The 26,363-nt window shown below is 66.0% G+C and carries 22 protein-coding genes; 8 read left to right on the top strand and 14 right to left on the bottom strand.

Going from position 1 to position 26,363, the window contains the following annotated elements; all coding sequences use genetic code 11:
- Positions 1 to 155: 155 nt before the first annotated feature.
- Entirely contained in the window at positions 156 to 800 is a 645-nt protein-coding gene (locus AC3WUM_RS00110) for a lysoplasmalogenase (protein ID WP_492408016.1), read from the bottom strand.
- 167 nt (positions 801 to 967) lie between these two features.
- Between AC3WUM_RS00110 and msrB the strand changes: the two genes are divergently transcribed.
- From msrB to AC3WUM_RS00095, 3 genes are all read left to right on the top strand, one after another.
- A complete protein-coding gene (msrB, locus tag AC3WUM_RS00105; protein WP_492408015.1) occupies positions 968 to 1,381 on the top strand; it encodes a peptide-methionine (R)-S-oxide reductase MsrB in 414 nt (137 codons plus the stop codon).
- A 10-nt stretch (positions 1,382 to 1,391) separates the two neighbouring features.
- On the top strand, positions 1,392 to 2,087 hold the full coding sequence (locus tag AC3WUM_RS00100; protein WP_492408014.1) for a type 1 glutamine amidotransferase: 696 nt from the start codon (positions 1,392 to 1,394) through the stop codon (positions 2,085 to 2,087).
- A 184-nt stretch (positions 2,088 to 2,271) separates the two neighbouring features.
- Positions 2,272 to 4,140: a glycosyl hydrolase family 18 protein gene (locus tag AC3WUM_RS00095; protein WP_492408013.1), complete on the top strand. Its 1,869-nt coding sequence runs from the start codon at positions 2,272 to 2,274 to the stop codon at positions 4,138 to 4,140.
- A gap of 47 nt (positions 4,141 to 4,187) precedes the next feature.
- On the opposite strand, the gene AC3WUM_RS00090 is transcribed toward AC3WUM_RS00095, so the two are convergent.
- Positions 4,188 to 6,596, bottom strand: a complete 2,409-nt coding sequence (locus AC3WUM_RS00090; protein ID WP_492408012.1) for a putative bifunctional diguanylate cyclase/phosphodiesterase — start codon at positions 6,594 to 6,596, stop codon at positions 4,188 to 4,190.
- Between the two features lie 168 nt (positions 6,597 to 6,764).
- Here AC3WUM_RS00090 and AC3WUM_RS00085 point away from each other — a divergent pair, with 168 nt between their 5' ends.
- Positions 6,765 to 7,733 (top strand): DNA topoisomerase IB, encoded by a 969-nt coding sequence (locus tag AC3WUM_RS00085; RefSeq protein ID WP_492408011.1) that lies wholly within the window; start codon positions 6,765 to 6,767, stop codon positions 7,731 to 7,733.
- Positions 7,734 to 7,781: 48 nt separating this feature from the next.
- On the opposite strand, the gene AC3WUM_RS00080 is transcribed toward AC3WUM_RS00085, so the two are convergent.
- From AC3WUM_RS00080 to AC3WUM_RS00050, 7 genes are all read right to left on the bottom strand, one after another.
- The gene (locus AC3WUM_RS00080; RefSeq protein ID WP_492408010.1) at positions 7,782 to 7,937 is read right to left on the bottom strand and encodes a hypothetical protein; all 156 of its coding nucleotides are present in this window, start codon (positions 7,935 to 7,937) and stop codon (positions 7,782 to 7,784) included.
- Entirely contained in the window at positions 7,924 to 8,628 is a 705-nt protein-coding gene (locus AC3WUM_RS00075) for a glutathione binding-like protein (protein ID WP_492408009.1), read from the bottom strand. The genes AC3WUM_RS00080 and AC3WUM_RS00075 overlap by 14 nt, the downstream gene beginning before the upstream one ends.
- A gap of 13 nt (positions 8,629 to 8,641) precedes the next feature.
- The gene (locus AC3WUM_RS00070; protein WP_492408008.1) at positions 8,642 to 10,177 is read right to left on the bottom strand and encodes an efflux transporter outer membrane subunit; all 1,536 of its coding nucleotides are present in this window, start codon (positions 10,175 to 10,177) and stop codon (positions 8,642 to 8,644) included.
- A gap of 27 nt (positions 10,178 to 10,204) precedes the next feature.
- Positions 10,205 to 11,284: an alkene reductase gene (locus tag AC3WUM_RS00065; RefSeq protein WP_492408007.1), complete on the bottom strand. Its 1,080-nt coding sequence runs from the start codon at positions 11,282 to 11,284 to the stop codon at positions 10,205 to 10,207.
- A gap of 221 nt (positions 11,285 to 11,505) precedes the next feature.
- A complete protein-coding gene (locus tag AC3WUM_RS00060) occupies positions 11,506 to 12,231 on the bottom strand; it encodes an SDR family oxidoreductase (protein WP_492408006.1) in 726 nt (241 codons plus the stop codon).
- A 44-nt stretch (positions 12,232 to 12,275) separates the two neighbouring features.
- Positions 12,276 to 15,464 carry an efflux RND transporter permease subunit gene (locus AC3WUM_RS00055; RefSeq protein WP_492408005.1) on the bottom strand — a complete coding sequence of 1,063 codons (3,189 nt, stop codon included), beginning with the start codon at positions 15,462 to 15,464 and terminating at the stop codon, positions 12,276 to 12,278.
- Between the two features lie 24 nt (positions 15,465 to 15,488).
- Positions 15,489 to 16,685 (bottom strand): efflux RND transporter periplasmic adaptor subunit, encoded by a 1,197-nt coding sequence (locus AC3WUM_RS00050; protein WP_492408004.1) that lies wholly within the window; start codon positions 16,683 to 16,685, stop codon positions 15,489 to 15,491.
- Between the two features lie 221 nt (positions 16,686 to 16,906).
- Here AC3WUM_RS00050 and AC3WUM_RS00045 point away from each other — a divergent pair, with 221 nt between their 5' ends.
- Together AC3WUM_RS00045 and AC3WUM_RS00040 are read left to right on the top strand one after the other, a co-directional pair.
- Positions 16,907 to 17,536, top strand: coding sequence for a TetR/AcrR family transcriptional regulator (locus tag AC3WUM_RS00045; protein ID WP_492408003.1), 630 nt, complete (start codon positions 16,907 to 16,909; stop codon positions 17,534 to 17,536).
- A gap of 70 nt (positions 17,537 to 17,606) precedes the next feature.
- Positions 17,607 to 18,395 carry an aspartyl/asparaginyl beta-hydroxylase domain-containing protein gene (locus tag AC3WUM_RS00040; protein ID WP_492408001.1) on the top strand — a complete coding sequence of 263 codons (789 nt, stop codon included), beginning with the start codon at positions 17,607 to 17,609 and terminating at the stop codon, positions 18,393 to 18,395.
- A 150-nt stretch (positions 18,396 to 18,545) separates the two neighbouring features.
- Here the strand turns inward: AC3WUM_RS00040 and lexA are convergent, their stop codons facing one another.
- Positions 18,546 to 19,193 (bottom strand): transcriptional repressor LexA, encoded by a 648-nt coding sequence (lexA, locus tag AC3WUM_RS00035; protein WP_322266893.1) that lies wholly within the window; start codon positions 19,191 to 19,193, stop codon positions 18,546 to 18,548.
- A gap of 92 nt (positions 19,194 to 19,285) precedes the next feature.
- On the opposite strand from lexA, the gene AC3WUM_RS00030 reads away from it, so the two are divergent.
- The gene (locus AC3WUM_RS00030) at positions 19,286 to 19,837 is read left to right on the top strand and encodes a phospholipase D family nuclease (protein WP_492408000.1); all 552 of its coding nucleotides are present in this window, start codon (positions 19,286 to 19,288) and stop codon (positions 19,835 to 19,837) included.
- Positions 19,838 to 19,909: 72 nt separating this feature from the next.
- On the opposite strand, the gene AC3WUM_RS00025 is transcribed toward AC3WUM_RS00030, so the two are convergent.
- From AC3WUM_RS00025 to AC3WUM_RS00015, 3 genes are all read right to left on the bottom strand, one after another.
- Positions 19,910 to 21,067: a M14 family metallopeptidase gene (locus tag AC3WUM_RS00025; protein WP_492407999.1), complete on the bottom strand. Its 1,158-nt coding sequence runs from the start codon at positions 21,065 to 21,067 to the stop codon at positions 19,910 to 19,912.
- Between the two features lie 66 nt (positions 21,068 to 21,133).
- Complete coding sequence (locus AC3WUM_RS00020) at positions 21,134 to 21,856, bottom strand: site-2 protease family protein (RefSeq protein ID WP_492407998.1); 723 nt, start codon at positions 21,854 to 21,856, stop codon at positions 21,134 to 21,136.
- 19 nt (positions 21,857 to 21,875) lie between these two features.
- Positions 21,876 to 22,769, bottom strand: a complete 894-nt coding sequence (locus tag AC3WUM_RS00015; RefSeq protein ID WP_492407996.1) for a DUF2167 domain-containing protein — start codon at positions 22,767 to 22,769, stop codon at positions 21,876 to 21,878.
- A 282-nt stretch (positions 22,770 to 23,051) separates the two neighbouring features.
- Here AC3WUM_RS00015 and AC3WUM_RS00010 point away from each other — a divergent pair, with 282 nt between their 5' ends.
- Entirely contained in the window at positions 23,052 to 24,983 is a 1,932-nt protein-coding gene (locus AC3WUM_RS00010; RefSeq protein WP_492407995.1) for a hypothetical protein, read from the top strand.
- 583 nt (positions 24,984 to 25,566) lie between these two features.
- On the opposite strand, the gene AC3WUM_RS00005 is transcribed toward AC3WUM_RS00010, so the two are convergent.
- Positions 25,567 to 26,363: IS3 family transposase (locus AC3WUM_RS00005; protein WP_492407994.1), on the bottom strand; the 797-nt coding region annotated here is incomplete at its 5' end.

Here is a 26,363-nt window from a genome sequence, read left to right as displayed (position 1 = left end):
GCGGTGCGGCGAAGCAGTGCTCGCACCGGCAATACGAACAGAACAGCGGCTGGACCCCACGATTGTCCCGCAGGTTCCCACGGGTCGCCTGAAGGAAAGACCCTATTGCCCCCGGCAGCCGGGCGCGTTAAAGCCCGGCTCGACGACTCCGAGCCTCAACCCCAGTGCGAGGCCGCGATGAGCCCGATCGCGAGCCAGTAGCTCGACAGGATCAGAGGCTGCGCCCCGCGATACGGGCCGTTGAACTGACGCACGGCGAGCACCGAATCGGAGAACGCGAACAGCAACGCGCCGATCAGGCCCAGTTTCGTCGCCGGCGTGGCGAGCGTCTCGAACGCCGCGGCCGAGGCCAGCACCATGCCGGTCAGCACCACGCCGTAAGCGAGCGTCGGCCACTTGAGTTCGCCGGTCTTGGGCAGCAGCCAGGCGAAGAAGCCGACGGCGTAGACGACGAAGACCAGCGTCCACCAGGGCGTCGCCGACAGCGTCGCGCCGTCGAGGAACACCGCGACGAAAGCCAGGTGCGCGACGAAGAAGCTGCCGAGCCCGGCGAGGAACGCGGCCTGGCCGTCGAACATCAGCGCGATGTCGCCGGCCAGCGCGAACGCGAACGCGGCGATCAACAGGGCCTCGGGCCGCCCATCGACGAACAGCGTCGCCGCGATCAGCACCGTGGTCAGCGGCTTGAGCAGCAGGAACGCGGCCGGACGCCGGCCGCGCAGCTCGTTGACGACTTCGCAGGCGATCGCGAGCAGGCCGCTCGCGGCGGCGGCCAGGCACAGCAGCGTCAGTGTCGACATGATCGTTCTCCCCGGTTTTCGTTATCGACGCAGCCTAAACGCGAACTCGCACCGCGCACCTTGGCTGCCGCGCCAGCTTGAATGAAAGCCGGGACGGACCCATCTATGCTGTTCCGCGACACTTCATCCCTCATCGAAGCGGCGCAGCACGCGCCATCGAGGCCGACATGACCCAGACGCCGACGACGCAGAAGATCGTCAAGACCGACGCCGAATGGCGCGCCCAGCTGACACCCGAGCAGTACCAGGTCACCCGCCATGGCGGCACCGAATGCGCGTTCACGGGCGCGCTCTGGGACGACCATCGTATCGGCGTCTATCGCTGCGTGTGCTGCGATGCGGAGCTGTTCGAGTCGGGCTCCAAGTTCGAATCGGGCACCGGCTGGCCGAGCTTCTTCAAGCCCGCGCCGAACGCCCCGATCGGCACGCACGAGGACAACAGCTACGGCATGCGCCGCATCGAAGTCACCTGCGACCGCTGCGACGCCCATCTGGGCCACGTGTTCCCGGACGGCCCGCCGCCGACGCGCCTGCGCTACTGCATCAACTCGGCTTCGCTGAGCTTCGAAGAGCGCCGCTGAGCGGCCGCAAGTGAAACCGCGCGTCCACTGGGTGCAGCACGCGCCCGCAGACGATCTCGGCTGCATCGCGCCTTGGCTCGCGGCGCGCGGTCTCAACCCGCAGCGCACCGCGTTCTATGAAGGCGATGCGGCGCCGCCACTGGGCAGTTTCGACAGCCTGCTGATCCTCGGCGGCTCGATGAACGTCGACGAGGAAGCGCGGTATCCGTGGCTCACGGCCGAGAAGCGCTTCATCGAAGAGGCGCTCGCGGGCGGCAAGCGCATCCTGGGCATCTGCCTCGGCGCGCAGCTGCTCGCCGAAGCGCTCGGAGCGCGCGTCGCGCGCAACCCGGTCAACGAGATCGGCTGGTTCGACCTGACGCTCAGCGAGGCCGGGCGGCGCTCGCCGTGGTTTGCGGACTTTCCGGACGTTTATCCGGCCATGCACTGGCACGGCTACGGCTACGAGCTGCCGCACGGGGCCACGCTGCTGGCCTCGAGCACGCTCTGCGAGCAGCAGGCTTTCGAATACGACGGCGGCCGCGTGCTGGCCTTGCAGTACCACCCCGAAGTCACCGCCGCGAACCTGCACCGCTGGCTGTCCGACGAGCATCTCGACGCCGCCTCGGGCCTGCAGCATCCGGCCGGCATGGCCGGAAACCTCGCCGCCTTCGCGACCGCCAACCGGCTGACCTACGCGATGCTCGAGCGCTGGTTTTCGGCCTAGCCAAGGCCGCCGATCGGCCGCGCAACACCGTTCGCGGCGGCCTCATCAAAACCTCATGAATCGATCAGCCCGACCTCAAGCCTGATCGCAGCGACATCCCGAGACTGCGCCCCGTCGCCGGCCGCCTATCGGCCAGCGACGGTCAACCAGCCTTCCCGGCTTCATCGCTCTCTGGGGGAACTCCATGTTTCGTCTGTCTCGGGCGCCCAGCGCCCTCGCCTGCCTGCTGTCGATCCCGGCCGTCACGGCCTCCATGCCCGCATCGGCCGGGCTGCTCGACATCCTCAAGCCGCCGGCCGTGAGCATCACGGCATCGACGTCCAGCGTCACCGAAGGTGGTCAGGTGACCGTCACGGTCAAGCTCTCGCAGGGCAGCCTGCGCAACGTCAAAGTGCCGCTCACGCTAGCCGGCAGCGCGACCAAGGGCCGCGACTACCGCAACGACATTCCGGCATCCTTGAGCTTCGGCGTGCTCGAAACCACGCGCCAGTTCACGCTGACGACGATCGATGACAAGGACGTCGAATCCACCGAAACCCTCACGATCGCGCTCGGCACGCCGAAGAACGCGACGGTCGGCACGCCCGGCAACCTGAGCCTGGCCATCGTCGACAACGATGCGCCCGCCCTGCCGACGCTGAGCTTCTCGTCCGCCAGCGCGAGCGCGCCCGAATCGCAGGACAGCGAGGTGCAGATCAAGCTTTCAAAAGCGAGCACGCAGACCGTGAGCGTGCAGCTCGCCGCGAGTGGCAGCGCGACCGCCAATACCGACTACAAACTCACGCCGACGAGCCCGGCTTCGATCAGCTTCAGCCCGGGCCAGACCAGCAAGACGGTCAAGATCAAGCTCATCGACGACAACCTCGTCGAGAGCAGCGAAACCGTGGTGCTGAGCCTGAGCGCGCCTAGCAACGCCACGCTCGGAACCACGCCGACGCACACGCGCACGATCGTCGACAACGACAGCGCCCCGTCCGCGGGCAAGTGGGTGATGGGCTATTACGTCGGCTACAACCGTGACCTGTATCCGGTCGACGAGGTCGACTTCTCGGCGCTCACGCACGTCGCGGTCGGCCGCATCACGCCGAAGGCCGACGGCGGCCTGGTGACCAACTTCGACATCGACGATGTCTACGGTCCGGAATGGGCCAAGGACGTGATCGCGCGTGCGCATGCGGCCGGAACCAAGGCCATCGTCATGGTCGGCGGTTTCGGCGAGTACGAGAACTTCGTCGCCGCGACCCAGCCCGAGAACCGCGCGCGCTTCGTGCAGAACCTCGTCAAGCTCGCCAACGACTACGGCTTCGACGGCTGGGATCTCGATTGGGAACCGATCGAGCAGCCCGACCAGCCGGCCTTCACCTGGCTCGCCCAGGCGCTGCGCGGCGCGGCGCCGAACAAGCTCATCACCGCGCCAATCTACTGGGTCAACAACAACTTCCCGGACGAGGCCGACGCCTACTATGCCCAGGTCGCGCCGCTGCTCGACCAGATCAACGTCATGAGCTACGGCATGTCCTCGGGCTACTGGAACTGGGACACCTGGCATTCGTCGGCGATCTACGGCGAAACCGGCACCACGCCGAGCTCGATCGACTCCACCGTGCGCAACTGGCTGCGCGTTGGCGTGCCGGCCGCCAAGCTCGGCATCGGCATCGGCTTCTACGGCTCCTGCTGGCGCGGCGTGACCGAGCCGTATCAGGTCATGAAAGCCAGCGATGACACCAGCGGCCTGCCGCGCATGGGCAACGACGACAACGACATGAGCTACACCAACATCGTCACGCTCTACACCCAGCCCGGCACGAAGAAATGGCACGAGGCGGCGAAGACGCCGTATCTGAGCTCGAAAACGCCGCTCGGCCCGCAGAAGTGCAACTTCGTCTCGTACGAGGACGAGCGCTCGATCGCCGAAAAGGCGCTCTACGTGAAGCAGAACGGCCTCGGCGGCGCGATCGTCTGGACCATCGACCAGGGCTATCTGCCGAACGCCCCGGAAGGCGCCCGAGCCCCGCTCATGAAGGCGCTCAAGGACAGCTTCCTGAGCCCCTGACGCGAGCGGTTCTCCCCTCTCCGTTCGGGAGAGGGGTTTTCGCTTCCTCAGCGCAGCTCCGGCGCCCGCAAGGGGTTCGGCGCCCGATCGAGCCAGTGCTCGAGCTGCCGCAGGATCTGCTCCTCGGACGCCGCCACCGCGTAGTAATGGCCCTGCGCCACGTCGCATTGCAGATCGCGCAGGATGCGCACGGCCTCGGCCGCCTCGATGCCCTCGGCGACGATCTCGTAGCCCAGGCTCTTGCCGAGCTGGATGATGGACGACACGATCGCCACGTCCTGCGCGTTCACATGCAGGTCGCGGATGAATTCGCGATCGATCTTGAGCGCGTCGATCGGCAGGTTCTTGAGATACGAGAGCGACGAATAGCCGGTGCCGAAATCGTCGATCGCGATGCGAAAGCCGAGCTGGCGGATCGTGCGCAGCTTGTCGCTCAGATCGCCGAGATCGCCGACCAGCGCGCTTTCGGTGATCTCGAGGCTCAGCAGGCTCGCGTAGTCGGACGATTCACGCACGAGCTCGCCGAGCGTCGCGAGCAGCCGCGGGCTCTGGAACTGCAGCGCCGAGACATTGACCGCCAGCACCACGTCGCGGCCGAGCCGCTCGCGCCAGCGCATCGCCGTGGCCGCCGCCCCGCGCAACACCCAGTCGCCGATGTCGACGATCAGCCCGGTCTCCTCGGCGATCGGAATGAACAGGGCCGGCGACACCTGGCCCAGGCTCGGACAATCCCAGCGCAGCAGCACTTCGGCCGAGGCGAGCTGGCCGCTGGCCAGCGTGAACATCGGCTGGAACGCGAGCGAGAACTCGTCGCCGTCGAGCGCGGTCTTGAGCGCCTCGGCGATCACCAGGCGCTTGCGCGCCTGCTGCTGCAGGCGGTCGTCGAACAGTGCGACCGTGTTCCGGCCGAGCTTCTTGGCCGCGAACATGCCCATGTCGGCCCGGCTGATGAGCTCTTTGTAGCCGTCGCCATGCTCGGGGAACAGGCTGATGCCGATCGAGCAGGACACGCGCAGGTCGTTGCCACTGACGCGATACGGCCGGCGGATTTCGCTCATGAGCGTTTCGGCATAGGCGGCGATCGCCGCGTCGTCGCCGGGCGACGGCATCACCACGATGAACTCGTCGCCGCCATGCCGGGTGACCCAGGCCGGAGCCCGCACGCTCGCGCGCAGGCGCTCGGCGAGCTCGCGCAGCAGCAGGTCGCCGGTGCCATGACCGAGGTTGTCGTTGATGAGCTTGAAGTTGTCGAGGTCGATGAACAGCACCGCCACGCGAGCCCCCTCGCTGCGCGCGCGCTGGATTTCGAACGGCAGCTTCTCGAGCAGCAGCGAGCGGTTGCCGAGGCGGGTCAGGCTGTCGTGGAAAGCCTGGAATTCGATCTGCCGTTCGCGCGCGATCTCGCTGGAGATGTCGCGAAACACCACGATGAGCGCGACTTCGCCGGCATCGAAGATCGGCATCAGGCTCAGCTCGGCGCAGAACGCCGGCGCTCTCGCCGCGAGCGGGCGCAGGCTCAGCGAGCCGCGCATGAACCGTTTGTCACGTGCGCCGATGGCTTCTTCGATCAGCGCGCCGCGATCGCGGCCGTCGGCTTCGTCGACCAGCGTGAACAGCTCGCGGAAATGCTTGCGGGCGACGTCCTGCCCGGCCAGCCCGAGCTGACTGCGTGCCGCCTGGTTCAGATAGACCAGATGGCCCAGGCTATCGAGCGTGACGACACCCGAAGTCAGCGCCGCGAGCGTGGCCTCGGTCTCGGCGATGCGCTCGCGCAGCTCGGTCTCGGCCTTCGCCTGGCCGAGATGAAAGCGGTTGAGCGCATCGACGAGCTCATCGAGCTCGTCACGCCAGCCGCTGCGGTGGCTCCAGCCGATCAGGCCGGTCGCGCCGGGGCGTCGCAGCGTCTGCAGGTCGTCGACGATCGCGGACAGATGCCGCGTGATGAGCCGGTAGACGATCAGCAGGATGAGCGCCGACAGCCCGACGATCTGCAGCAGCTCGACCATCACCAGCAGCGCCGCGTCGGTACGGATGCGCTCGCGGATCGAGACATACGATTCGTAGACGTGGAGCTCGCCGATAGGACGGCCGGCTTCGTCGCGCAGGTCGAGCTGCCAGTTGCGATCGATCGCGCGGTTGGTCACGCCGTCCTCGCGGCTCAACTGGATCAGCGTGCCCTGCTGCGTTTCAAGCTCGATCGACACGATCGCGCCGGTCTGCACGAGCCCCGAGAGAAATGCGCGCAGGTGCTCGATGTCACCTCGCGCGAGCTCCTGGGCAATCGCGTCCTGGCTTCGCAGCACCGAGCGCCGCGCCGAGTCGTGTGCTTCGTCGAGCAGGCGCGAACGCTGGTAGGCGTAGGTGCCGCCGGTGATCGCCATGAACGCGACGAGACTCGCCGCCAGCACCCAGGCCAGCGTCTTGACCGAGATCGGCAGGAACTTCAGCGAATACATCTGACACGATCGACTCGCGCAGGGCGTCGCCCCTGAAGCCCCTTGCTCATCGAAGATTCCCTGGCTCAATTCAGCTGCAACCATATCGCGTCGACCCGCGAAGCCCAAGGTCTGAAGCGGCCCTCACGGGCTCATGATCGATTCATTGAGCCTGAGCATGCTCTCGGCATGGACGCCTCCATCACGATCGACACCCGCAACGAGCTCGCGGAACTCGCCGAAATGGCGGCCCGCTCGGCCGGGCTGCGCTACGTCGCGGCCGGCGAGCCCGGCATCCGGCGCGAGCGCGACGGCAAGGGCTTTCGCTATCTCGATACGCAGGGACGGGTGATCCGCGATGCGGATGCGCGCGGGCGCAAGCAGTACCGCTATCACCCGCGCTGGCGCAGCGTGCGCGACGGCGCCAAGTTCGAGCGCATGGTCGAGTTCGGCGAAGCGCTGCCGCGTCTGCGCCGGCGCGTGCGCCACGACCTCGCGCGCAAGGGACTGCCGCGCGAGAAAGTGCTCGCGGTCATCGTCGCCCTGCTCGACTCGACGCTCGTGCGCATCGGCAACCCCGAGTATTCGCGCAGCAACAAGAGCTACGGACTCACCACGCTGCGTGACCGGCATGTCAGCTTCGTGCGCAATGGCCGCGCCCTGCTGCGCTTTCGCGGCAAGGGCGGGCTAGAACGCGAGGTCGTCATCAACGACAAGCGGCTCGCCGGCATCGTGCGCCGCTGCAGGCAGATTCCGGGGCAGCAGTTGTTCCAGTATCTCGACGACGAAGGCGAGCGCCATCCGGTCGATTCGGGGCAGGTCAACGACTACCTGCGCGAGGCGACCGGGCAGGATTTCACCGCCAAGGATTTCCGCACCTGGGGAGGCACCTTGCGCGCGATCGCGCTGATGGGCTGCACGCCGATGCCCGAGCTCGTCAGCGAGCGCTCGCTGACGCAATGCATCAACAACGCGATCAAGCAGGTTGCAAGCGAACTCGGCAACACGCCCGCGGTTTGCAGGAAGTCCTACATCAATCCGGTGGTGTTCGAAGCCTGGCGCGACGGCCGGCTGCACAAGGTGGTTCGCGAAGACCTGTCGCGAGCGCCGCGCAAGGCCGAGACGCTCGCGCTGCGCTTCCTGAAACGGGTGACTTGAGGGATTCGAGCGGCGTGCCTCGAAACGGGACGCCTCCCACGCTTACGCTCAGGCTGCGCTTCCGTGCAGCGAGAACAGCAGCAGCGTCGCCAGCGCGAGTGGAATCAGCAGCAGCTGCAGCCACGGCTCCTGCGAGGGGGCGTGGTCGCAGCCCTGCGGATTCCGCGGTGCGGGGTCTTCAACGGTGGCGTCAGCGTTTTGCATCTTGTCCGAACAGTACACGGCGAGCCTCATCGTCCGTGGGAGAGAGATTTCCGGTCGATTTCGAGAGGCGGTCTGCCAACTCGTAAGCGCGAATCGTGCCGGGCCTTTGCCGGATCGCTTCGAACCAGCGTTTCAGATTTGGAAAATCGTCCAGAGACTGGCCCTGGTCCGCATGCGGAACGATCCACGGATAGCTCGCCATGTCGGCGATGCTGTAGTCGTCGCCGGCAATGAAGACCCGATCGGCCAGGCGCCGGTCGAGCACGCCGTAGAGCCGGGCGGTTTCCTTGCGATAGCGCTCGATCGCATACGGCAGCTTTTCGGGCGCGTAGCGGGCGAAGTGATGGTTCTGCCCGGCCATCGGCCCGAGCCCGCCCATCTGCCAGAACAGCCATTGCAGCACTTCGGCCCGGCCATGCAGATCGGTGGGAATGAAACGCTGCGTCTTCTCGGCCAGATACAGCAGGATCGCGCCCGACTCGAACAGCGACACCGGCGCACCGCCGCCTTGTGGCTCGTGGTCGACGATGGCCGGAATGCGGTTGTTCGGGGCGATGGCGAGAAACTGCGGTTCGAACTGCGCGCCGCGCAGGATGTTGACCGGCAACAGCCGGTACGGCAGGCCGCTCTCTTCGAGAAACAGCGTGACCTTGTGGCCGTTCGGCGTGGTCCAGTAGTGCAGATCGATCATGGCTTGCTGAGACTCAAGGAGCCGCCGAGTGAGGAAGCGACATCGCGGCGATGCGCTCGGGTGCGATCATGCGCGAGGCTGGCACGCTCGCAACTGAACCGCTTGCATCGCTTTGTTTCGCGACTGCCGAATCGCGCGCGGTCCAACCGCCGCCGAGCGCCTTGTACAGCGCGATCAGATGCGTACCGGTCGCGGTACGGGCGGCGGCGAGTTCGTCCTGGGCCTGCAGCTGCGCACGCTCGGCCGTGAGCACGTCGAGGAAGCCGCTGGCCCCGCCGTCGTAGCGCACGTGCGCGAGCTCCACCGCGCGATCACCGGCGGCGACGCTATCGCGCAGGTATTCGAGCTGCCGGCGCGAGCGGCTGTACGAGACCAGCGCGTTCTCGGTTTCCTCGAGCGCCCGCAGCACGGTCTGCTCGTAGCGTGCGAGGCTGCCGTCCTGCATCGCCTTGGTCTGGTCGATGCGCGCCTTGACGCGGCCCAGATCGAATGCGGCCCAGGTGATGCCCGGCCCGTAGCTCCAGGTTTCGCCGGCGGCATGACCGATGTCGTCGACGCTGCCGGCGGCGAATCCGATTTCGCCGCGGAAGCTCACGCGCGGAAACAGATCGGCCGTCGCCACGCCGACCTGCGCGGTCGAGGCCGCGAGCCGGCGTTCGGCCGCACGGATGTCGGCGCGACGGCGCAGCAGATCCTCCGGAGAACCGATCGCGGTGAGCTTGGGCAGCTCGGGCAGCGCCTTGATCGGACGCAGCGTGTCCTGCAGCGCGTTCGGCTGCTGGCCGGTCAGCACCGACAGCCGGTGGATCGCGTTCTGCACGTTCGCATCGAACTGCGGCAGCGCCGACAGCGTCGTCGACAGCTGGGCCTGCGCACGCGCGACGTCGAATTCGGTGCCGCTGCCGGCGTCGAGCTGGGCCTTGGCGAGCTGCACGGTCTGCAGCTGGTTGTCGGCATTGCGCGCCGCCACCGCGTGGCGCTCCTGCGCCCCACGCAGTTCGAAGTAGGTGCGAGCGACTTCGGCGGCAACGCTGACTTGCGCGTCGGCGAGCGTGGCTGCCAGCGCCTGTTCGGTCGCCTTGCTGGCCTGGTTCGCGCGGCGCACGCGGCCGAAGAAGTCGAGCTCCCAGGTGGCGTCGAAGCCGCCGCTGTAGATTTCGTTCTCGCGCACGTCGCGGCCGAAGCCCGGCAGCTGCGCTTCGGGCTGCAGGCGATGCGTATAGCCCGCATCGGCCGTGATCGTCGGCAGGTAGTCGAACTTGGCTTCGCGGCGCAGCGCGCGCGCCTGGTTCAAGTTGGCGAGCGCGATGCGCAGGTCGTGATTCGAGCGCAGCGACTGCTCGACGATCGTGGTGAGCTGCGCATCGTCGAACACGGTCCAGAACGCGACCACCGGCTGGGCCTGCTGGAACTCGTCGCTGCCGGCGACATTGGCGAAGCTCGCCTGCGTCTGCGGCGCCGGGCGCTCGTAGTCGGGCCCGACCGCGCAGGCCGCGAGCAGCGCGGCCAGCAGCGGCGAGAGTTTGAGCAGCGATGATGAAGTCTTCATGGTGAAACTCCCTCTTGCAGCTGTCGCTTATGAAGCAGCGAGCCGCGGATAGTCGTTGTAGCCCTTCGCGCCACCCGCGTAGAGCGTGGTGAAATCGACCGCATTGAGTTCGGTGCCGCTGGCGAGACGCGAGACCAGATCGGGATTGGCGATGAAGGGCTTGCCGTAGACGATGGCGTCGGCGCGACCGGCGACGAGGTCCTCGTCACCATCGGCACCGCCATAGCCGCCGTTGCGCAGCAGCGGCACCGAACCGAGCCTGGCGCGGGCGATGCGCGCGAGTTCGAGTTCCTCGGCGACACGATGATCGTTGTGGCGCAGTTCGAAGAAGCCGGCACCGCGCCGGGCGTACTGCTCGGCGACATAGGCAACGAGCGCCTGCGGATCGGCATCGCTGATGTCGTTGTAGGCCACGAGCGGCGAAATGCGCACGCCGACGCGGCCGGCGCCGAACACGCCGATGATCGCATCGGTGATCTCGAGCAGCAGGCGTGCGCGGTTCTCGATCGAGCCGCCGTATTCGTCGCTGCGATCGTTGACGCTGCTGCGCAGGAACTGGTCGATCAGATAGCCGTGGGCGCCGTGGATCTGGATCGCATCGAAGCCCGCGCGCCTGGCATTTTCGGCGCCAGCCTTGAACTGGGCGACGATGCCCGGGATCTCGTCGGTGCGCAGCGCACGCGGCCTGGCTTGCGGCACCGTGCCCTTGGGCGTGTGGATGCCGTCGTCGCGAATCGCGCGATCGGTCGACGAGATCGACTCCGCACCATTGTTCAGAAACGGGTGCGTGGCGCGGCCCGGATGCCAGATCTGCAACGCGATGAGCCCACCCTTGGCGTGCACGGCATCGGTCACGCGCTTCCAGCCGGCGACCTGCGCCTCGTTGTAGATGCCCGGATCGTCGCCGAAGGCCGAGGCGTCGGCCGAAACGCTGGTGCATTCGGTGATGATCAGGCCGGCATCGGCGCGATCGGCGTAATGCTCGACCACGAGTGCGCCCGGCACATGGCCGGGTTCGTTGCGCGTGCGCGTCATCGGCGACATCACGATGCGGTTGCGCAGGCTCAGATCACCGAGTTGCGTGGGCGTGTGGAGCTTGAGCGTCATGGGATTCCTTTGATCTTTTTCGAAGTGGAAAGCGGATTTGGTCGTCGTTGATCGTCGCGGCCCTGCCGTTCCTCTCTCCCGCTTGCGGGAGAGAGTCCCTCGCGTCAGCGAAGGGAGAGAGGGGCTTTTGTCGCCGGCGAGAGCACCGCCAAATCCCCTCCCGGTCCTGACGCCCCCCCTCTCGCAAGCGGGAGAGAGGACTGCAAACGGCCGCTACAGTCTCACCAAGGCAGTGTTTCACCGAGATGAGAGAAGCTACCGTTCGGGCCATCACTGTCGATCAGCGCGAGATCGACACTGGTCTTCGCGCCGGTGGCGAGGTCGAGATCGCCGCCGCCCTTGTTCATGTCGGACTTCACGTAGCCCGGGTGGATCGCATTGACCTTGATGCTCGTTCCGCCGAGCTCATGCGCCAGATGCAGCGTGTACGCGTTCAAGGCGCTCTTGGAGACGTTGTAGGCCGACAGGTTCTTGAACGCGTCGAGCGTGCCGGGCTGCGCATGCAGCGCCATCGAGCCGAGCGCGCTCGACACGTTGACGATGCGGCCGGCGTCGGATTTCCGGAGTAGCGGTAGGAACGCCTGCGTGGTCTCGATGACGCCGAACAGGTTGGTGTCGAACACCACGCGCCAGTCCGACACCGGCTGCTGCGAGGCGGTGCCCGGCTTGTCGCCGACAATGCCGGCGTTGTTGACGAGAATGTCGAGCCGGCCGTGCTTGCGGCCGATTTCGTCGGCCGCCGCGAGAATCGTGTTGCGGTTCGACACGTCGAGCTCGACGGTCTCGACCGACAAGCCCTGCAGTTGCAGCTGCATGGCCGCTTCGACGCCCTGGCCGCGACGACGCGCGCCGATGATCACGTGCACGCCTTTCTGCGCGAGCTGGCGCGCGGTTTCGAAGCCGATGCTGCGATTGCCGCCGGTGACGAGTGCGATCTTCTGTTGCATGGAAATTCTCCGATACGGGGTGGATGAGCCTGCGTGCGCTTCGCTCACTGATGCGTCACGGCGTGCTCGGCCGTGTGATTGGTTGGGGTGACTTCGACCTCGAGCGCCTTCTTGCGCTCGCTCCAGCCGCGCATGGCCACGTAGAACAGCGGCGTGAAGAACAGGCCGAAGAAGGTCACGCCGATCATGCCGAAGAACACCGCGATGCCCATCGAGCGCTGGATCTCGGCGCCCGCGCCGGTGGCGAGCACCAGCGGCAGCACGCCGAGAATGAAGGCGACGCTGGTCATGATGATCGGGCGCAGGCGCAGACGGCAGGCTTCGAGCGCCGCTTCGATCACGCCCATGCCTTCGGCCTGCTTCTCGCGGGCGAACTCGACGATCAGGATCGAGTTCTTCGCCGACAGGCCGATCAGCACGAACAGGCCGATCTGCGTGAAGATGTTGATCTCCGAGCCCATCATCAGGATGCCGAGCGAGGCCGACAGCAGGCACATCGGCACGATCAGGATCACCGCGAGCGGCAGGCGCAGGCTTTCGTACTGCGCCGACAGCACCAGGAACACCAGCAGCACGCAGAGCGGGAACACGTAGCCGAGCGCGTCCTTCTGCACCTGCTGATAGGTGATCTCGGTCCAGTCGTAGCCCACGCCGGGCGGCAGCGTCTGCTCGGCGATCTGCGTGAGCGCCGCGACCGCCTGGCCCGAGCTCACGCCGGGCGCCGGAGCGGCGTTGACGTCGGCCGACGGATAGCCGTTGTAGCGCTGCACCGTGGTCGCGCCGAAGCTTTCGCGCAGCTTGAGCACGCTGCCGAGCGGCACCATCTCGCCTTCGGCATTGCGCGTCTTGAGCAGCAGCGCATCCTGCGGACGATCGCGATACTGCTCGTCGGCCTGCGCGATCACGCGGAAAGTGCGGCCGAAGCTGTTGAAGTCGTTGATGTAGAACGAGCCCAGGTAGGTCTGCAGGGTCTGGAACACATCGCCGAGCCTGATGCCGAGCTGCTTGGCCTGCACGCGATCGATGTCGGCGTAGAGCTGCGGAGCGTTGACGTCGTAGTTGCTGAAGGCGTTCATGAGCTGCGGATTGCTGCGCACCTTGGCGAGCACTTCCTGCGTGAGCGCGTAGAGCTCCTGCTGGCTGCGGTTGGTCTTGTCTTCGATCTGCAGCTTGATGCCGCCGGCCGGACCGAAGCCCTGGATTGGCGGCGGCGCGACCGCGAAGATCATCGCGCCGTCGATCGCCGACAGCTTCTGGTTCAGGCTCGCCGCGATCGATTGCCCGGTGATGTCGCTGCCGCGCTCTTCGAACGGCGCGAGCGTCAGGAACACCACGGCCGCATTCGACGAACGCGTGAAGCCGTTGATCGACAGGCCCGGGAACTGCACCGCGTGAATCACGCCGGGTTCCTTGAGCGCGATTTCACCGACCTGCTTGGCGATGCGTTCGGTGCGCTCGATCGAGGCCGATGGCGGCAGCTGCACGATGGTGACGAGATAGCCCTTGTCCTGCGCCGGCACGAAGCCGGTCGGCGCGGCCTTGAACGCGCCGCCCGCGAACAGCACGAGGCCGGCGTAGACGACCAGACCGATCACGCCGAAGCGCAGGATGCGGCGCACCGCGGTCGTATAGCCGTTGCCGGTCGCATCGAAGGCACGATTGAACGGGCGGAAGAACCAGCCGAGCGAGCCGTCGATGACACGCTGCAGCGCGTCGGGCCGGGCGTGGTGATCGCGCAGCAGCAGCGCGGCGAGCGCCGGCGACAAGGTCAGCGAGTTGATCGCCGAAATCACCGAGGCGAACGCGATGGTCAGCGCGAACTGGCGATAGAACAGGCCGGTGAATCCGGGCACCAATGCCGGCGGCACGAACACCGCGCAGAGCACCAGCGAGATCGCGATGATCGCGCCGCCCACTTCGTCCATCGAACGGTGCGCGGCCGCGCGCGGCGTGAGTCCTTCGGCCACTCCGCGCTCGACGTTCTCGACGACCACGATCGCATCGTCGACGACGATGCCGACCGCGAGCACGAGCCCGAACAAGGTCAGCGTGTTGAGCGAGAAGCCGAAGAACTGCAGCGCCGCGAGCGTGCCGATGATCGACACCGGCACCGCGATGATCGGGATCAGCGCCGCCCGCCAGCGCTGCAGGAACAGCAGCACCACGAGCACGACGAGCAGCGTCGCCTCGACGAGCGTCTCCATGACCTTCTTGATCGAGTCGCTGACGAACACGGTCGGGTCGTAGACCACCGAGTAATCGACGCCTTCGGGGAAGCTCTTCTTGAGCTCGGCCATCGTCGCGCGCACGTTCTTGGCGAGGTCGAGCGCATTGGCGCCGGGCTGCAGGAACACCGGCAACGCGACTGCCGACTTGTTGTCGAGCAGGCTGCGCAGCGCGTATTCGCCGGCGCCCATCTCCAATCGAGCGACATCGCGCAGTCGCGTCACCGAGCCATCGGCACCGGTCTTGAGCACGATGTCGCCGAACTCCTGCTCGTTGGTCAGACGACCCTGCGCATTGATCGCGAGCTGGAACTCGACATCGGAGTGCATCGGCGCGCTGCCGACGCTACCGGCAGCGACCTGCACGTTCTGCTCGCGCACGGCGCCGATGACGTCACCGGTGGTCAGGTCGCGCGAGGCCATCTTCTGCGGATCGAGCCATAGGCGCATGGCGTAGTCGCCGGCGCCGAAGATACGCACGTCGCCCGCGCCGGGCAGACGCGCGAGCACGTCGCGCACCTGGATCACCGCGTAGTTGCGCAGGTAGAGGCCATCGTAGCGGCCATCGGGCGAGAACAGATGCACGACCATCGTGAGGTCGGGCGAGCTCTTGCGCGTGGTGACGCCGAAGTTGCGGACCTCCTCGGGCAAGCGCGGCAGCGCCTGGGCGACGCGGTTCTGCACCTGCACCTGCGCGGTGTCGATGTCGGTGCCCTGGCGGAACACCACGGTGATCTGCAGCGTGCCGTCCTGCTGCGCCTGCGAGTTCATGTAGATCATGCCCTCGACGCCGATGATTTCCTGCTCTAGCGGCGACGACACGGTGTCGGCGATGACCTGCGGGTTGGCGCCCGGATACTGCGCGGTGACGACGACGGTGGGCGGGCTGACTTCCGGGTACTCCGAAACCGGCAGCACGAAGGCCGAAACCAGGCCGGCGAGCAGGATCAGCACCGAGAGCACGCCGGCGAAAATCGGCCGCTCGATGAAGAAGTGGGTGAGTCTCATGGCTTGCTCCCTAGGCCGCTACGTTCAAGATTTGGCCGGGCTGTTGTTGTTCGAAGCCTGCGCCGGCTGATCGGCCGATTGCGGCGTGACCTTGGAGCCCGGGCGCGCACGCTGCAGGCCGCTCACGACCACCTGTTCGCCGGGCTTGAGGCCATCGCGAACCACGCGCTTGCCTTCGTGCACGCTGCCGAGCTGCACCGGGCGATACTCGACGGTGCCGGTGTCGTCGACGACGAGCACGTAGCGACGATCCTGGTCGGTGGCGATGGCCGCTTCGGGGACCAGCGTCGTCGAATAGCGCTCGCTGCCCGGAATGCGCACGCGGGCGAACAGGCCCGGCGTGAACTGGCGATCGGGATTCGCGAGCAGGGCGCGCACGCGGATGGTGCCGGTGGCGGGGTTCAGCGCGTTGTCGAGGAAGTTGAGCTGGCCCGTGTGCGGATACCCCTCTTCGTTGGCGAGCCCGACGAAAACCGCGCTGTTGGGACTGTCGCCGCCGACCCTGGGACGGAAGTTCAGATAGCTCTGCTCGTCGCCGTCGAACGAAACGTAGATCGGATCGAGCGACACCACCGACGTCAGCACGCTGCCGCCGGCACTCACGTAGTTGCCTTCGGTGACCACCGCACGCGACACGCGGCCGGCGATCGGCGACACCACGCGCGTGAATTCCAGGTTCAGGCGAGCCGCGTCGACCGCGGCCTGGGCCGAACGCACGTCGGCCTGCGACTGGCTGCTCTGGCTGACCCGGGAATCGTGCTCACCCTGGCTGATCGCCTTCGAGCTCAGCAGGCGCTCGGCGCGCTGCGACTCGCTGCTGGCGTAGGCGGCCTGCGCACGGATGCGGGCCAGTTCGCCTTCGGCGCGATCGAGCGCGGCCTTGTAGGGGCGCGGATCGATCACGAACAGCACGTCGCCCTTCTTGACCTCGGCGCCTTCGTGGAAGCGCACCGATTCGATGTAGCCCGACACGCGCGGCCGCAGTTCGACGTGGTCGACGGCCTCGAAGCGGCCGGTAAATTCGGCCCAATCGGTGACGTCACCCTGCTGGGCTTTGCTGACGGTGACGGACGGCGGAGGCGGCGGAGCCGGCTGGGATTCGGCGCGCTCGCAGCCCGTGAGCAGCGCGAGGTAGAGCAGCGGAGCCGCGACGGCAGCGCCGCCCCAGATGCGACGGGTGATGCGGCGGGTGGTGTTGCGAAAGGAAATGCGGTGACTCATGACCAACCCCTTTTTCTTGGAACAGCGATCCAAACTTCTTGTTCAAGCTTCGAGATGCCCCGCCCGGCCCGCTCCACTAAAATTCCCAGGTCCCTCATCCGGGTGCCGCTTTACCGAGCGGTCGGATGAGCAGAGAATGTGCAGATGGGTGTTACCGGTCAGTAACAATGTGTGATACGTTACTGACCGGTAACACCCACTGTCAAGAGGGTTGGAGAAAAATGAAACAGAGCGACACGGCTATGGCCGACGTGACCACGACCGACACCGCACGTGAAACGACGCGCAAGCCCTGCGTGCGCGATCGCATCTTCGATACCGCCTGCGACCTGTTCTACAAACAGGGCATCCGCAGCGTCGGCGTCGATGCGATCGCCAACGAAGCCGGCACCAACAAGATGAGCTTCTACCGAAGCTTCTCGTCCAAGGACGAGCTCGTCGCCGAGTATCTGCGCGATTCCGAACGCGACTTCTGGCTCTGGTGGGACAGCGTCATGGCCGCCCACGAGGGCAACCCGCGCGCCCAGTGCGAGGCCTTGTTCGCCGCCAGCCCCTGCGACACCAACATGCGCGGTTGCCCGATGGCCAATGCAGCCGTCGAAATCCGCGAAGAGGACCATCCGGCGCTGATGGTCGTGCGCGAGCACAAGACCGAGATCCGCGCCCGCTTTCGCGCGCTCGCCCACCAGATGCAGGCCCGCGACCCCGACGTGCTCGGCGACGGCCTCATGCTGCTGATGAGCGGCAGCGTGCAATCGCGACTGATCTTTCCGTGCGACGGCGGCCCGGCCGTGAACGCCGGCGCGGCGGCGCGCAGCCTGCTCGATGCGCATCTGAAGAAGTGCGTCTGATCCGCCGCTGGATGGGCTGATCGACTGGCTGACCCGCTGCTTCGCATCCCAAGCACCCCACACTCCTTCCATGAAAACAGAAGCCGCGGGCTCAACAGCCCGCAAGCGCTCGCCGCTGCACCAGCTCGTGCATGTCGGCGGCAAGAACCTGCTGCGCTCGCTCTGGGCCTTCCAGGGCAAGCACTCGAAGATTCCGGTCAGCCCCTTCCTGTTCGCCGAAGACTTCCCGCAGCTCGCCACGCTCGAAGCCAACTGGCGCGAGATTCGCCGCGAGCTCGACGAGGTGCTCAAGCGCCCGGACGACATTCCGGCCTTCCACGACCTCTCGCCCGACCAGTCGCGCATTTCGAAAGGCCGCCAGTGGACGACCTTCGCGTTCCTGATGCTCGGCGAGCGCATCGACTACAACCGCGAGCGCTGCCCGCATACCGCGGCGGTGCTCGATTCATTGCCCGGCCTGCAGAACGCCTGGTTCTCGATCCTCGCGCCCGGCACCAAAATTCCGCCGCACCGCGGCCCGACGCGCGCCCTCGTGCGCTGCCATCTCGCGCTCGAAGTGCCGAAGGACCGCGAACGCTGCTGGATCCGCGTCGACGACCAGCGCTACAGCTGGACCGAAGGCAAGGCCGTGCTGTTCGACGACACCTACGAGCACGAAGTCCACAACGACACGCCGGATCGCCGCGTCGTGCTGTTCCTCGATTTCGACCGCCCGATGGACGCCGTCGGCGCCGCCGCCAACCAGGCCCTGCTCGGACTCATCAAGCTGAGTCCCTACTTCAAGGCGCCGATCAAGAACATCGCACTCTGGAAAAAACCCATCGGCGAGCGAGTCGACCTCGACAACCTGGTCGGCTGAAGCCAGGCTCGCCGAGTCCGGCTCGGCCGGTCAAAAACAACATCGCAGGACGGGAAAGCGGGGCGCCGGCGCCTTCGGAATAGGCGCCGGCGCCGCGTGCATGGTTTCACGCCCGGTTTCCCGGCCGCTTTCCCGCGCCACGATTCAATGTCAGTGCGTCCGCGCTCGAATCAAGCCGACGAACAGACCTTCTACCTGGAACAACTGCTCCCTCGGATCGAGACGGATCGGCGGATAGCTGTCCTGATCCGGATTCTCCGAGTACAGCACCACCACCTCGCGCTCGCGCTGCAGGCGCTTGAGCGTCAGCGTGGGCTCGCCGGTAGCCGGGTCTTCGATGCGCACGGCGACGATCTGCCCGCGCGCGGCCTCGTAAGTGGCATGCAAACCGACGAGATCGCCATCGAAGATGTTGGCGCTCACCATCGACTCGCCCTGCACGCGCCGAAAGTAATCGGCGCGCGGCCGGAACATGTCCGGGTCGATGGTCAGGAAATCCTCGACGTTCTCGTCCGACAGCACCGGCGAGCCTGCGGCGATGCGCCCGACGATCGGCACGCGATTGGCGGGCAGCGCGCTCAGCGGGCTGCGCAGCACGCGCAGGCCGCGCGCGGTGCCTTCGTTGAACTCGATGTAGCCCTTGCGGGCGAGCTGCAGCAGCTGATCACGCGCGGCCGTGCGCCCCTTGAAGCCGAAGGCGAGCGCGAGCTCGGCCTGGGTCGGCGGGCGGCCCTGGCTTTCGATGTGCCGCTGCAGGAATTCGAGAATCTGGGCCTGACGTTCGGTAAGGGCTTCCATGAGGACTCCGGGCTTGACTTCCGGCGACTGAACTAACAATAGTGTCTAACATTAATGTTAGAACCCGTTCCTGTCCAGTCTCACAGATCGCCATGAAAACCGCTCCCTCGCCCGTCCGCGCTCCCGTCACCGCCCTGCTGTTCCTGATCCTGCTCGCCTTCGGGCAACGCTCCTTCGCCGCCGACGTGGCGGTCGCGTTCTCGCCGGGCATCGGCGATCTGACCGCCGAGGCGCTCGTGCTCGAAGGCATTCGCGATGCGCGCAGTTCGATCGACGTGGCCGCGTACAGCTTCACCTCGCGCTCGATCGCCAAGGCGCTCGTCGAGGCGCGCAAGCGCGGCATCGACGTGCGCGTGGTGGCGGATCAGTCGAGCCGCAGCATCCAGTACAACGGCCCGCAGTCGCTCGCCAACGCCGGCATTCCGGTGCGCGTGAGCACGGTCTACGCGGTCATGCACGACAAGTTCATGGTCATCGACGGCGTGTCGATTCAGACCGGCAGCTTCAACTACACGCAGGCCGCGGCCGATCGCAACGCCGAGAACGTGCTCTACATCCGCAACCACGCGCCGCTCGCGCAGGAATACAAGAACGAATGGCTGCGGCTGTGGGACAACGCCGAGCCGCTGGTCGCGCATTATTGATCGGCATCGATCGATACACCTCCGAAAGAGCCCGCTGCGAGCGGGCTTTTTCGTGATCGACACCGGAGCCGACTAGACGTCGGCGCCAGGCACCACGTGCCAGTACAGGGCACTGATCAGGGCGGCTCCGAGCGCTGCGCTGCGCGCTCCGTTCCAGCCCGTTTCGGGGCGCGGATCGTTGGCGTTGTCCTTGAACGGCAGCTCGAGCGTCAGCGCGAGGCAGCGGTAGTGATAGCCGATGTACTTGGTCGCGAGCTTGAGCACTTCTTCGCGGAAGTGATTGCTCAGGTAACCGTGCTGGGTCTGGAAATCCGGGCTCGCGCGCAGGAAGCGCTGCAGGAACGCTTTCTGCTCCGCGGCCTGCGCGTCGTCGAAGGTCGGCAGGCCGCCGCAGCCGTCGACGAAGACGTATGGCAGCGCTTCGTCGCCGTGCACGTCGAGAAAGAAATCGCAGCCGGTCGCCGCGATCGCCTCACGCACCGCGAGCACTTCGGGGCTGCGCCCGGCGCTCGGCTCCATCCATTCGCGATTGAGGTTCGCGCCGACCGCATTCGTGCGCAGGTTGCCGAGCGCCGCGCCGTCCGGATTCATGTTCGGCACGACGTAGAACACCGCATGCTGCAATAGCTTGTTGCCGAGCGGATCGCCCGCGTGATCGCCGAGGTTCAGCAGGCGCTTGAGCAGGCCTTCGACGAGCCATTCGGCCATGGTTTCGCCCGGATGCTGGCGCGCGATGATCCAGAGCTTGCGCTTGCCCTCGCCGGGCGTGCCGATGGTCAGCAGATCGAGCGGACGGCCCTGCACCGAGCGGCCAACTTCGCTGAGCCTTACCGACGCATGCGTCTGCACCTGCGCCATGAAGGCCTGATGACGCGATTCCGAATAAGGCTCGAAGTAGGCGATGGTGACCGCATCGACTTTCGGCGTCAGCGAAAAACGCAGCTGCTTGCCGTCATAGCTCGCCGGCACGCGATACCAGCGTTCGCCGTCGTCGCTGACCGCGACGCTGTAGTGGCGCCAGCCATCCGGGTACGCGCATTCGCCGGCGTTCTCGAATGTGAAATTGCAGACCAGGCCGCGCGCGCCGCTCAGGCGAAAATGGAACCACTGCGCGAACTCGGCCTGCGTATCGGGGCGTATGCGCAGCCGGATATCGGCCGGATCGTCGAGCGAGAGAACTTCGATGGCGCCGCTGTCGAAGCGGTCGCTGATGTGCAGGCGGGACGTCATGGGGTTTTCCGGAGTTCAATGAGTCGCACGAAGTCGGCGACGATGATCCAGTGTACCCGCAGCGCTTCAGAAGCTCGCGCGCGGCAGCGAGCGATGCAGCTGGTCGCACATGAGCGCGAGAAACGCCGCGAGCCCGAGATACAGCACCGCGTAGGTAAAGCGCGTCTCGGCGCTCGCGCTGCCGTAATAGGACTTCGCCTCCTCGGTGGTCGAATCGTGACGCAGCGCCTTCATGACCTGCGGCGCGGCGAGCACGGCCATCAGGATCAGCAGCGGCGACGGTCGATGAAAGAACAGCGCGATCAGCATCGGCACGCCGAGCAGCCAGATGCGTGGGGACAGCACAGCGGTGATGCGTCCGCCATCGAACGGCGACAGCGGAATCAGGTTGAACAGATTGAGCATGAAGCCCGCGTAGGCGACCGCGTAGAGCCACGGCGCATGCTGGTCGCGCGCGATCCAGTAGACACCGAGTGCGGCGAGCGAACCGATCAGCGGGCCGGCGAGGCCGATGTAGGCCTCGGTCTCGGCATCGCGCGGCATCTGCTTGAGCGCCACCCAGGCGCCGACGAACGGAATGAACGTCGGCAGGCCGACTTCGAGCCCCTTGCTGCGCGCGGCGAGGTAGTGCCCCATCTCGTGCGCGAACAGCAGCGCGACGATGCCGACCGCGTACGGCCAGCCGAACATCCAGCCATAGACGGCGACCGACAGCAGCATGCTGCCGCTGCTCAGCAACAGCTTGCCGAACTTGCCCGCGGTGAGCAGCAGCAACAGGCCTTTGATCACGTTCGCACTCGCTGAAAACTCAGGGCGAATTCTTCTTGAAGAACTTGCGATAGATCGGCATGCCGATCGCCGCGAGGCCGACCAGAATCAGCTTGAAGAATTTGGCGAAGAAAGCCGCCGCCACCGCGAACAGGCCGGCTTTCTTGAGCAGCGCGCCACCGACGAGCGCGCCGATGCCGTAAGCCGCGATCTTGTCGGTCGAAGCCGAGAAATCCGCGTAGCTGCGACCCTGGTTGAACTCCACCGCGGCGAGCAGCTGGCGCGCGATCGGCTTCTCGGCTTCGATCGCCGCCTTGGAGGTGATGAAGTTCAGCGAGATGTAGCCTTCGCGTCCGAGCACATAGGTGTTGTAGTTGACGCCGTCGTCGGCACTCGCCGCGGCACCCTTGTCCTTGATGCCGACCGACCACACGAGTCGATGCGTCGCCGCGTCGTAGGCGGGCGATTCCACCCAGCCGGTCACCTCGATCGGCTGCGCACCGTGCTGCTGGCGGAATTCATTGCCGTGCTCGGTGCCTTTCCTGAGATTGTCGAGCAGCTCGTCCGCATTCCAGTTCTTGGCTTCCTCGTCTTCGATGTACCCGTCGCCGGTGTAGTCGAGCGTGGCGAACCAGTGCTGCTCCTCGTCCGCGATCGGAAACACCAGGCCGATGAAGTCGTCGCCGGTCTGGTTGCCCATCACGTTCATGACCGCGATGGACTGCTCGCGCGGAACGAAGCCGAAGCCCTCGGGCAGATGCAGCGTGGCCTCGCTCTTGAGCGGCACGTCGCTCGGCCCGCGCTGCATGGCCTCGTTGGCGGCCCGCCAGGCCGTCGCGGCGGGATCGGACTGCTGCGTCTGTTCCTGCGCCTGGGCGCAGCCGGCGAAGGCCAGCGCGACCACGGCGCAGGCCCGCATGAATTCACGAATCATCTGAAAACCCCCGTTCGAAAAAAGCCACCGATATGCGCGGCCACACGAGCATCACGCTTCCCCTTCGCATGACGACCGCCTGAGTCACCCAAACCGCGTAGCGAGTCTGCCTGCCGCAGACGAGCGCTCGCAAGGACGCAGCGCACATGACCACTGGGCGGCTCGCCGCGCACGCTGGATACGAACCGGGGTCTCGGCAAACTGGCGCTATGCTAGTGAAGGGGAGAACGTCCCAAAAACGAATCTTCGGAAAGCGTCTTTTTCACGGGGAAAGAAAAGATCGTGACTCATCGTCGGATGACTGTCCGCGGGCTCGTTCGAGCGCTGCTGCCGTTGGCGTTGCTGCTGCATGCGGCAGGCGCGGCCGCGGACTGGAGCTGCAGCAAGCGCTTGCCGAGCGGTGATTGCCTGGGCCCTGCCACACTGAGCGAAGGCGGCGAACGCCTGAGCGGACTGCGCGCGCTGATCGCCCCGCAGGAAGTGGTCTGGCTCGGCACGCTCACGCGCACCGAAAACTCCGGCCTGCGCAGCGTCTGCAGCTATGCGCCGAGCGGGCGCTGCGAAGGCCAGCTCACCACCTTCTTTCCGGACGGCAAACGCAAGATCGAATCGCTGCGCATCCAGTCGGGCATCGACGAATACGAAGGCATCTCGGTCACGATTCATCCCGACGGCCGCAAGCTCGAATGCGTGGTCGATGCGACGGGCGCCTGCAATGGCGAAGCGGTGATGCGCCTGCCGTCGAAGGAAACCCTGCACGGCGTTTTGCGCACGCAGGGCTACGACATGAAGTGGGTCGGCAGCGGCCGCTGGATTTTTTCGGGTGGCGAAATCAAGGACTGCGTGCTCGGCCCCGAGGGCGAGTGCCGCGCCGGGCCCGTGGTGTTCTGGAGCCATGATGCCAAGCTCGTCGGCACGCTCGACGCCAACGGCGATCTGTCCGGTCCGATGACGACCTACGACCGTCGCGGTCAGCAGAAATCCTGCGCATCGGCGACGCCGACCGGCTGCAAGGTCACCGAAGTGGTCAGCTCCAAAGCGCCCGCAGGCGCCGCGGAAAAACCGCGCCCGCGAAAATACGGTCCGCAGCGTTCGCAGGAGATCGGCGCGTCGATCGGCAAGACCGCGAACGTGGTGATCGGGCCACCGCTCGACAGCGCCGAGATCCGCTATCAGTTCATGGCTTGCGGCGACGACATTCGCATCGCCTACACGCTCGCGCGCGCGGCGAATCGCACGGTGCCGCTGAAGGCGCGCGTCTTCAATCGCGGCGCGCTGATCGGTTCGTTCGAGGATCCACGCGCCACCAAGTTCGCAGTGTCGCAGCTCTCATGCAAGGGCGCGCAGACGCGCACCGTCGGCTCGCTCAGGCAGCATCAGCAGGATCTGCTGCAGTACACGTTTGCGGACGGCAGCGAAGCCTGGTCGATGGACGAGCGCATTCGGCGCTTCTTGAACCAGCTCACGATCAAGGCGCTGCCGGTCGTGGGCCCTGAAATCGCCGCGGCCGTCGCACTGCCGATCGCGATTCCGATCCCGATCTCGGCGCCGGTGCCCGCAGCGGTCGCACCGGCCGCGGTCGCGGCACTGCCGGCTCCGGTGATCACGCCTGCCGCACCCCCCAGGCCCGCAGCGGTCGTCGCTCCCGTCATTGCGTCCAAGCCCGCAGCGCCGGTCACGACGCCTGCGAGCGTCACACCGCCCACAGCGCTCACCGCAGCAGCGGCGACACCGGCGGCGACGCTGCTGCGCTTCGGCGAATGGACGCGCTTTAGCCCCGAGCAGCCCATTCTTTATCGGGTCGCGAAAGTCGCGCAGAACGGTGAGCTCGCGACGCTGCGCTATCAATTGCGCATCGATCACGGCGCGAGCACGGCCTGCAGGAAGGCGCAGTGCGAAGGTTATTGGATCGCGGCCTACAGCTTCGACCCGGACAGTCGCGAGAAGCGGTCACGCAGCTTGTTGATACCGACAGCGTTCACCGGCATTTACGACTACCCGGACCTGATCAAGGTCTACTTCAAGAACTTCTCCACGCATCGCGCGTTCTGGAACGATGCGCGCGGCCTGCCGATGGTCGAGCCCCTGCGCAACCCGAGTCCCATCCTGATGCCGCTGCTGCAGGGCTGCGTCGATGCCAAGCTCGGCACGCAAAATCGAAGCAGCCGCTGCGCGGAGCTCGATCCGGTCAAAGTGGAAGTCGTCGGGCGCTGAGCGTCTGCTGCAGCGGCTATTACCGTTAAATAAAGTCGCGGAAATCGAAGAACGGCCTATCGAGCGCTTAGCGTTAGCCCTTCTATCCCTAAATTCATGAAGCAGCTAGGGGCGGCTGAGATGGCCTCACCATTTTTTTGTCCAAGGCTCCCCTGAGCAACGATGCCCAGTTACGCCTCAGCGTACATCTTCTTCAACCGCCGGTTTTCCTCTGCCAACTCTCGCTGCCCGCTCTCAGATTATCGAATAACACCAGTTGGCGGCGACTCACCTGTGATGCTCTCAAGCGCCAGGTACGCTGGGATAGTCTTTGAAACCGAAGGCTTTAGTATCATGGCCTTCTCCTCAGCTTGCACTTGCGCCAAATATGCTCGGACTGCAGGAGCGGCTCGCTCAGCACGTCTTCCGACATAACCCAAAGAATCAACCGCGCACCCACTAACTGTTGGGTCTGGATCAGACACTAGCGATGTAATCTGGTCAATTTCGCGCTCGCTGATCTGCTCCCGGTCTTTGACTGGCATATGCCTCAATAGCCGGCTCAACTCCATTGTGACCTTGCCTCGTTTCGACGTACAGCAGCCTATGCGGCCTTGAGGCCTGACTCTGCAGCCACGGGAATCTGATAGTTGATCGCCGAGTGCATGCGTTGCCGATTGTAGAAGCCCTCGACCCAATCGACGATATCGAGCCGGGCCTGCGCCCGCGTGTCGTAGCGTAGCTGATGCACGCGCTCGACCTTGAGCGTCTTGAAGAAGCTCTCCATCGGTGCGTTGTCCCAGCAGTTGCCCTTGCGACTCATGGACTGGACCATGCGGAAATCCTTGATCAGCGCGCGGTGCCGATCGCCAGCGTATTGGCTGCCACGGTCCGTGTGCATGATCAGTCCCGGCACCGGCTTGCGCTGCCAATACGCGGATTTGAGCGCCTGACAAACCAGATCGGCCTTGATGCGATCGCTCATCGACCAGCCGACGATACGGCGGCTGGCCAAGTCCATGACGCAGGCCAGATACAGCCAGCCCTCGGCCGTAGCGATGTAGGTGATGTCGCCGACCCACGCCTGATTGATCTGCCAGCCGTCGAAGCGACGATCGAGCACATTCGGGGCTACCGGCTTGCGATGATCCGAGTCCGTCGTCACCCGGTAGGGTCGCCGATACAGCGGGCGCAGCCCCTGGCGCTGCAGGCTCTTGCGTACGCGCTCGTGCCCGATCGGCTGTCCCAGCTCCCGCAGAATCCGTGGGCGGCCGTAGCGGCACTTGTACTGGGCGTGAAGCGCAGCCACCTGCGCATCCAGCGCCGCATTGGCCTGCGCGCGCGGACTCGGCGGCCGCGTTCGCCATTGGCAGTAGCCGGTGCGCGATACACCCAGTTGGC

This window comes from Hydrocarboniphaga sp. FW305-C-57, from assembly GCF_058783045.1.
The sequence above is the reverse complement of the archived record's forward strand: the minus strand, read 5'-3'. Positions and strand labels throughout refer to the sequence as shown.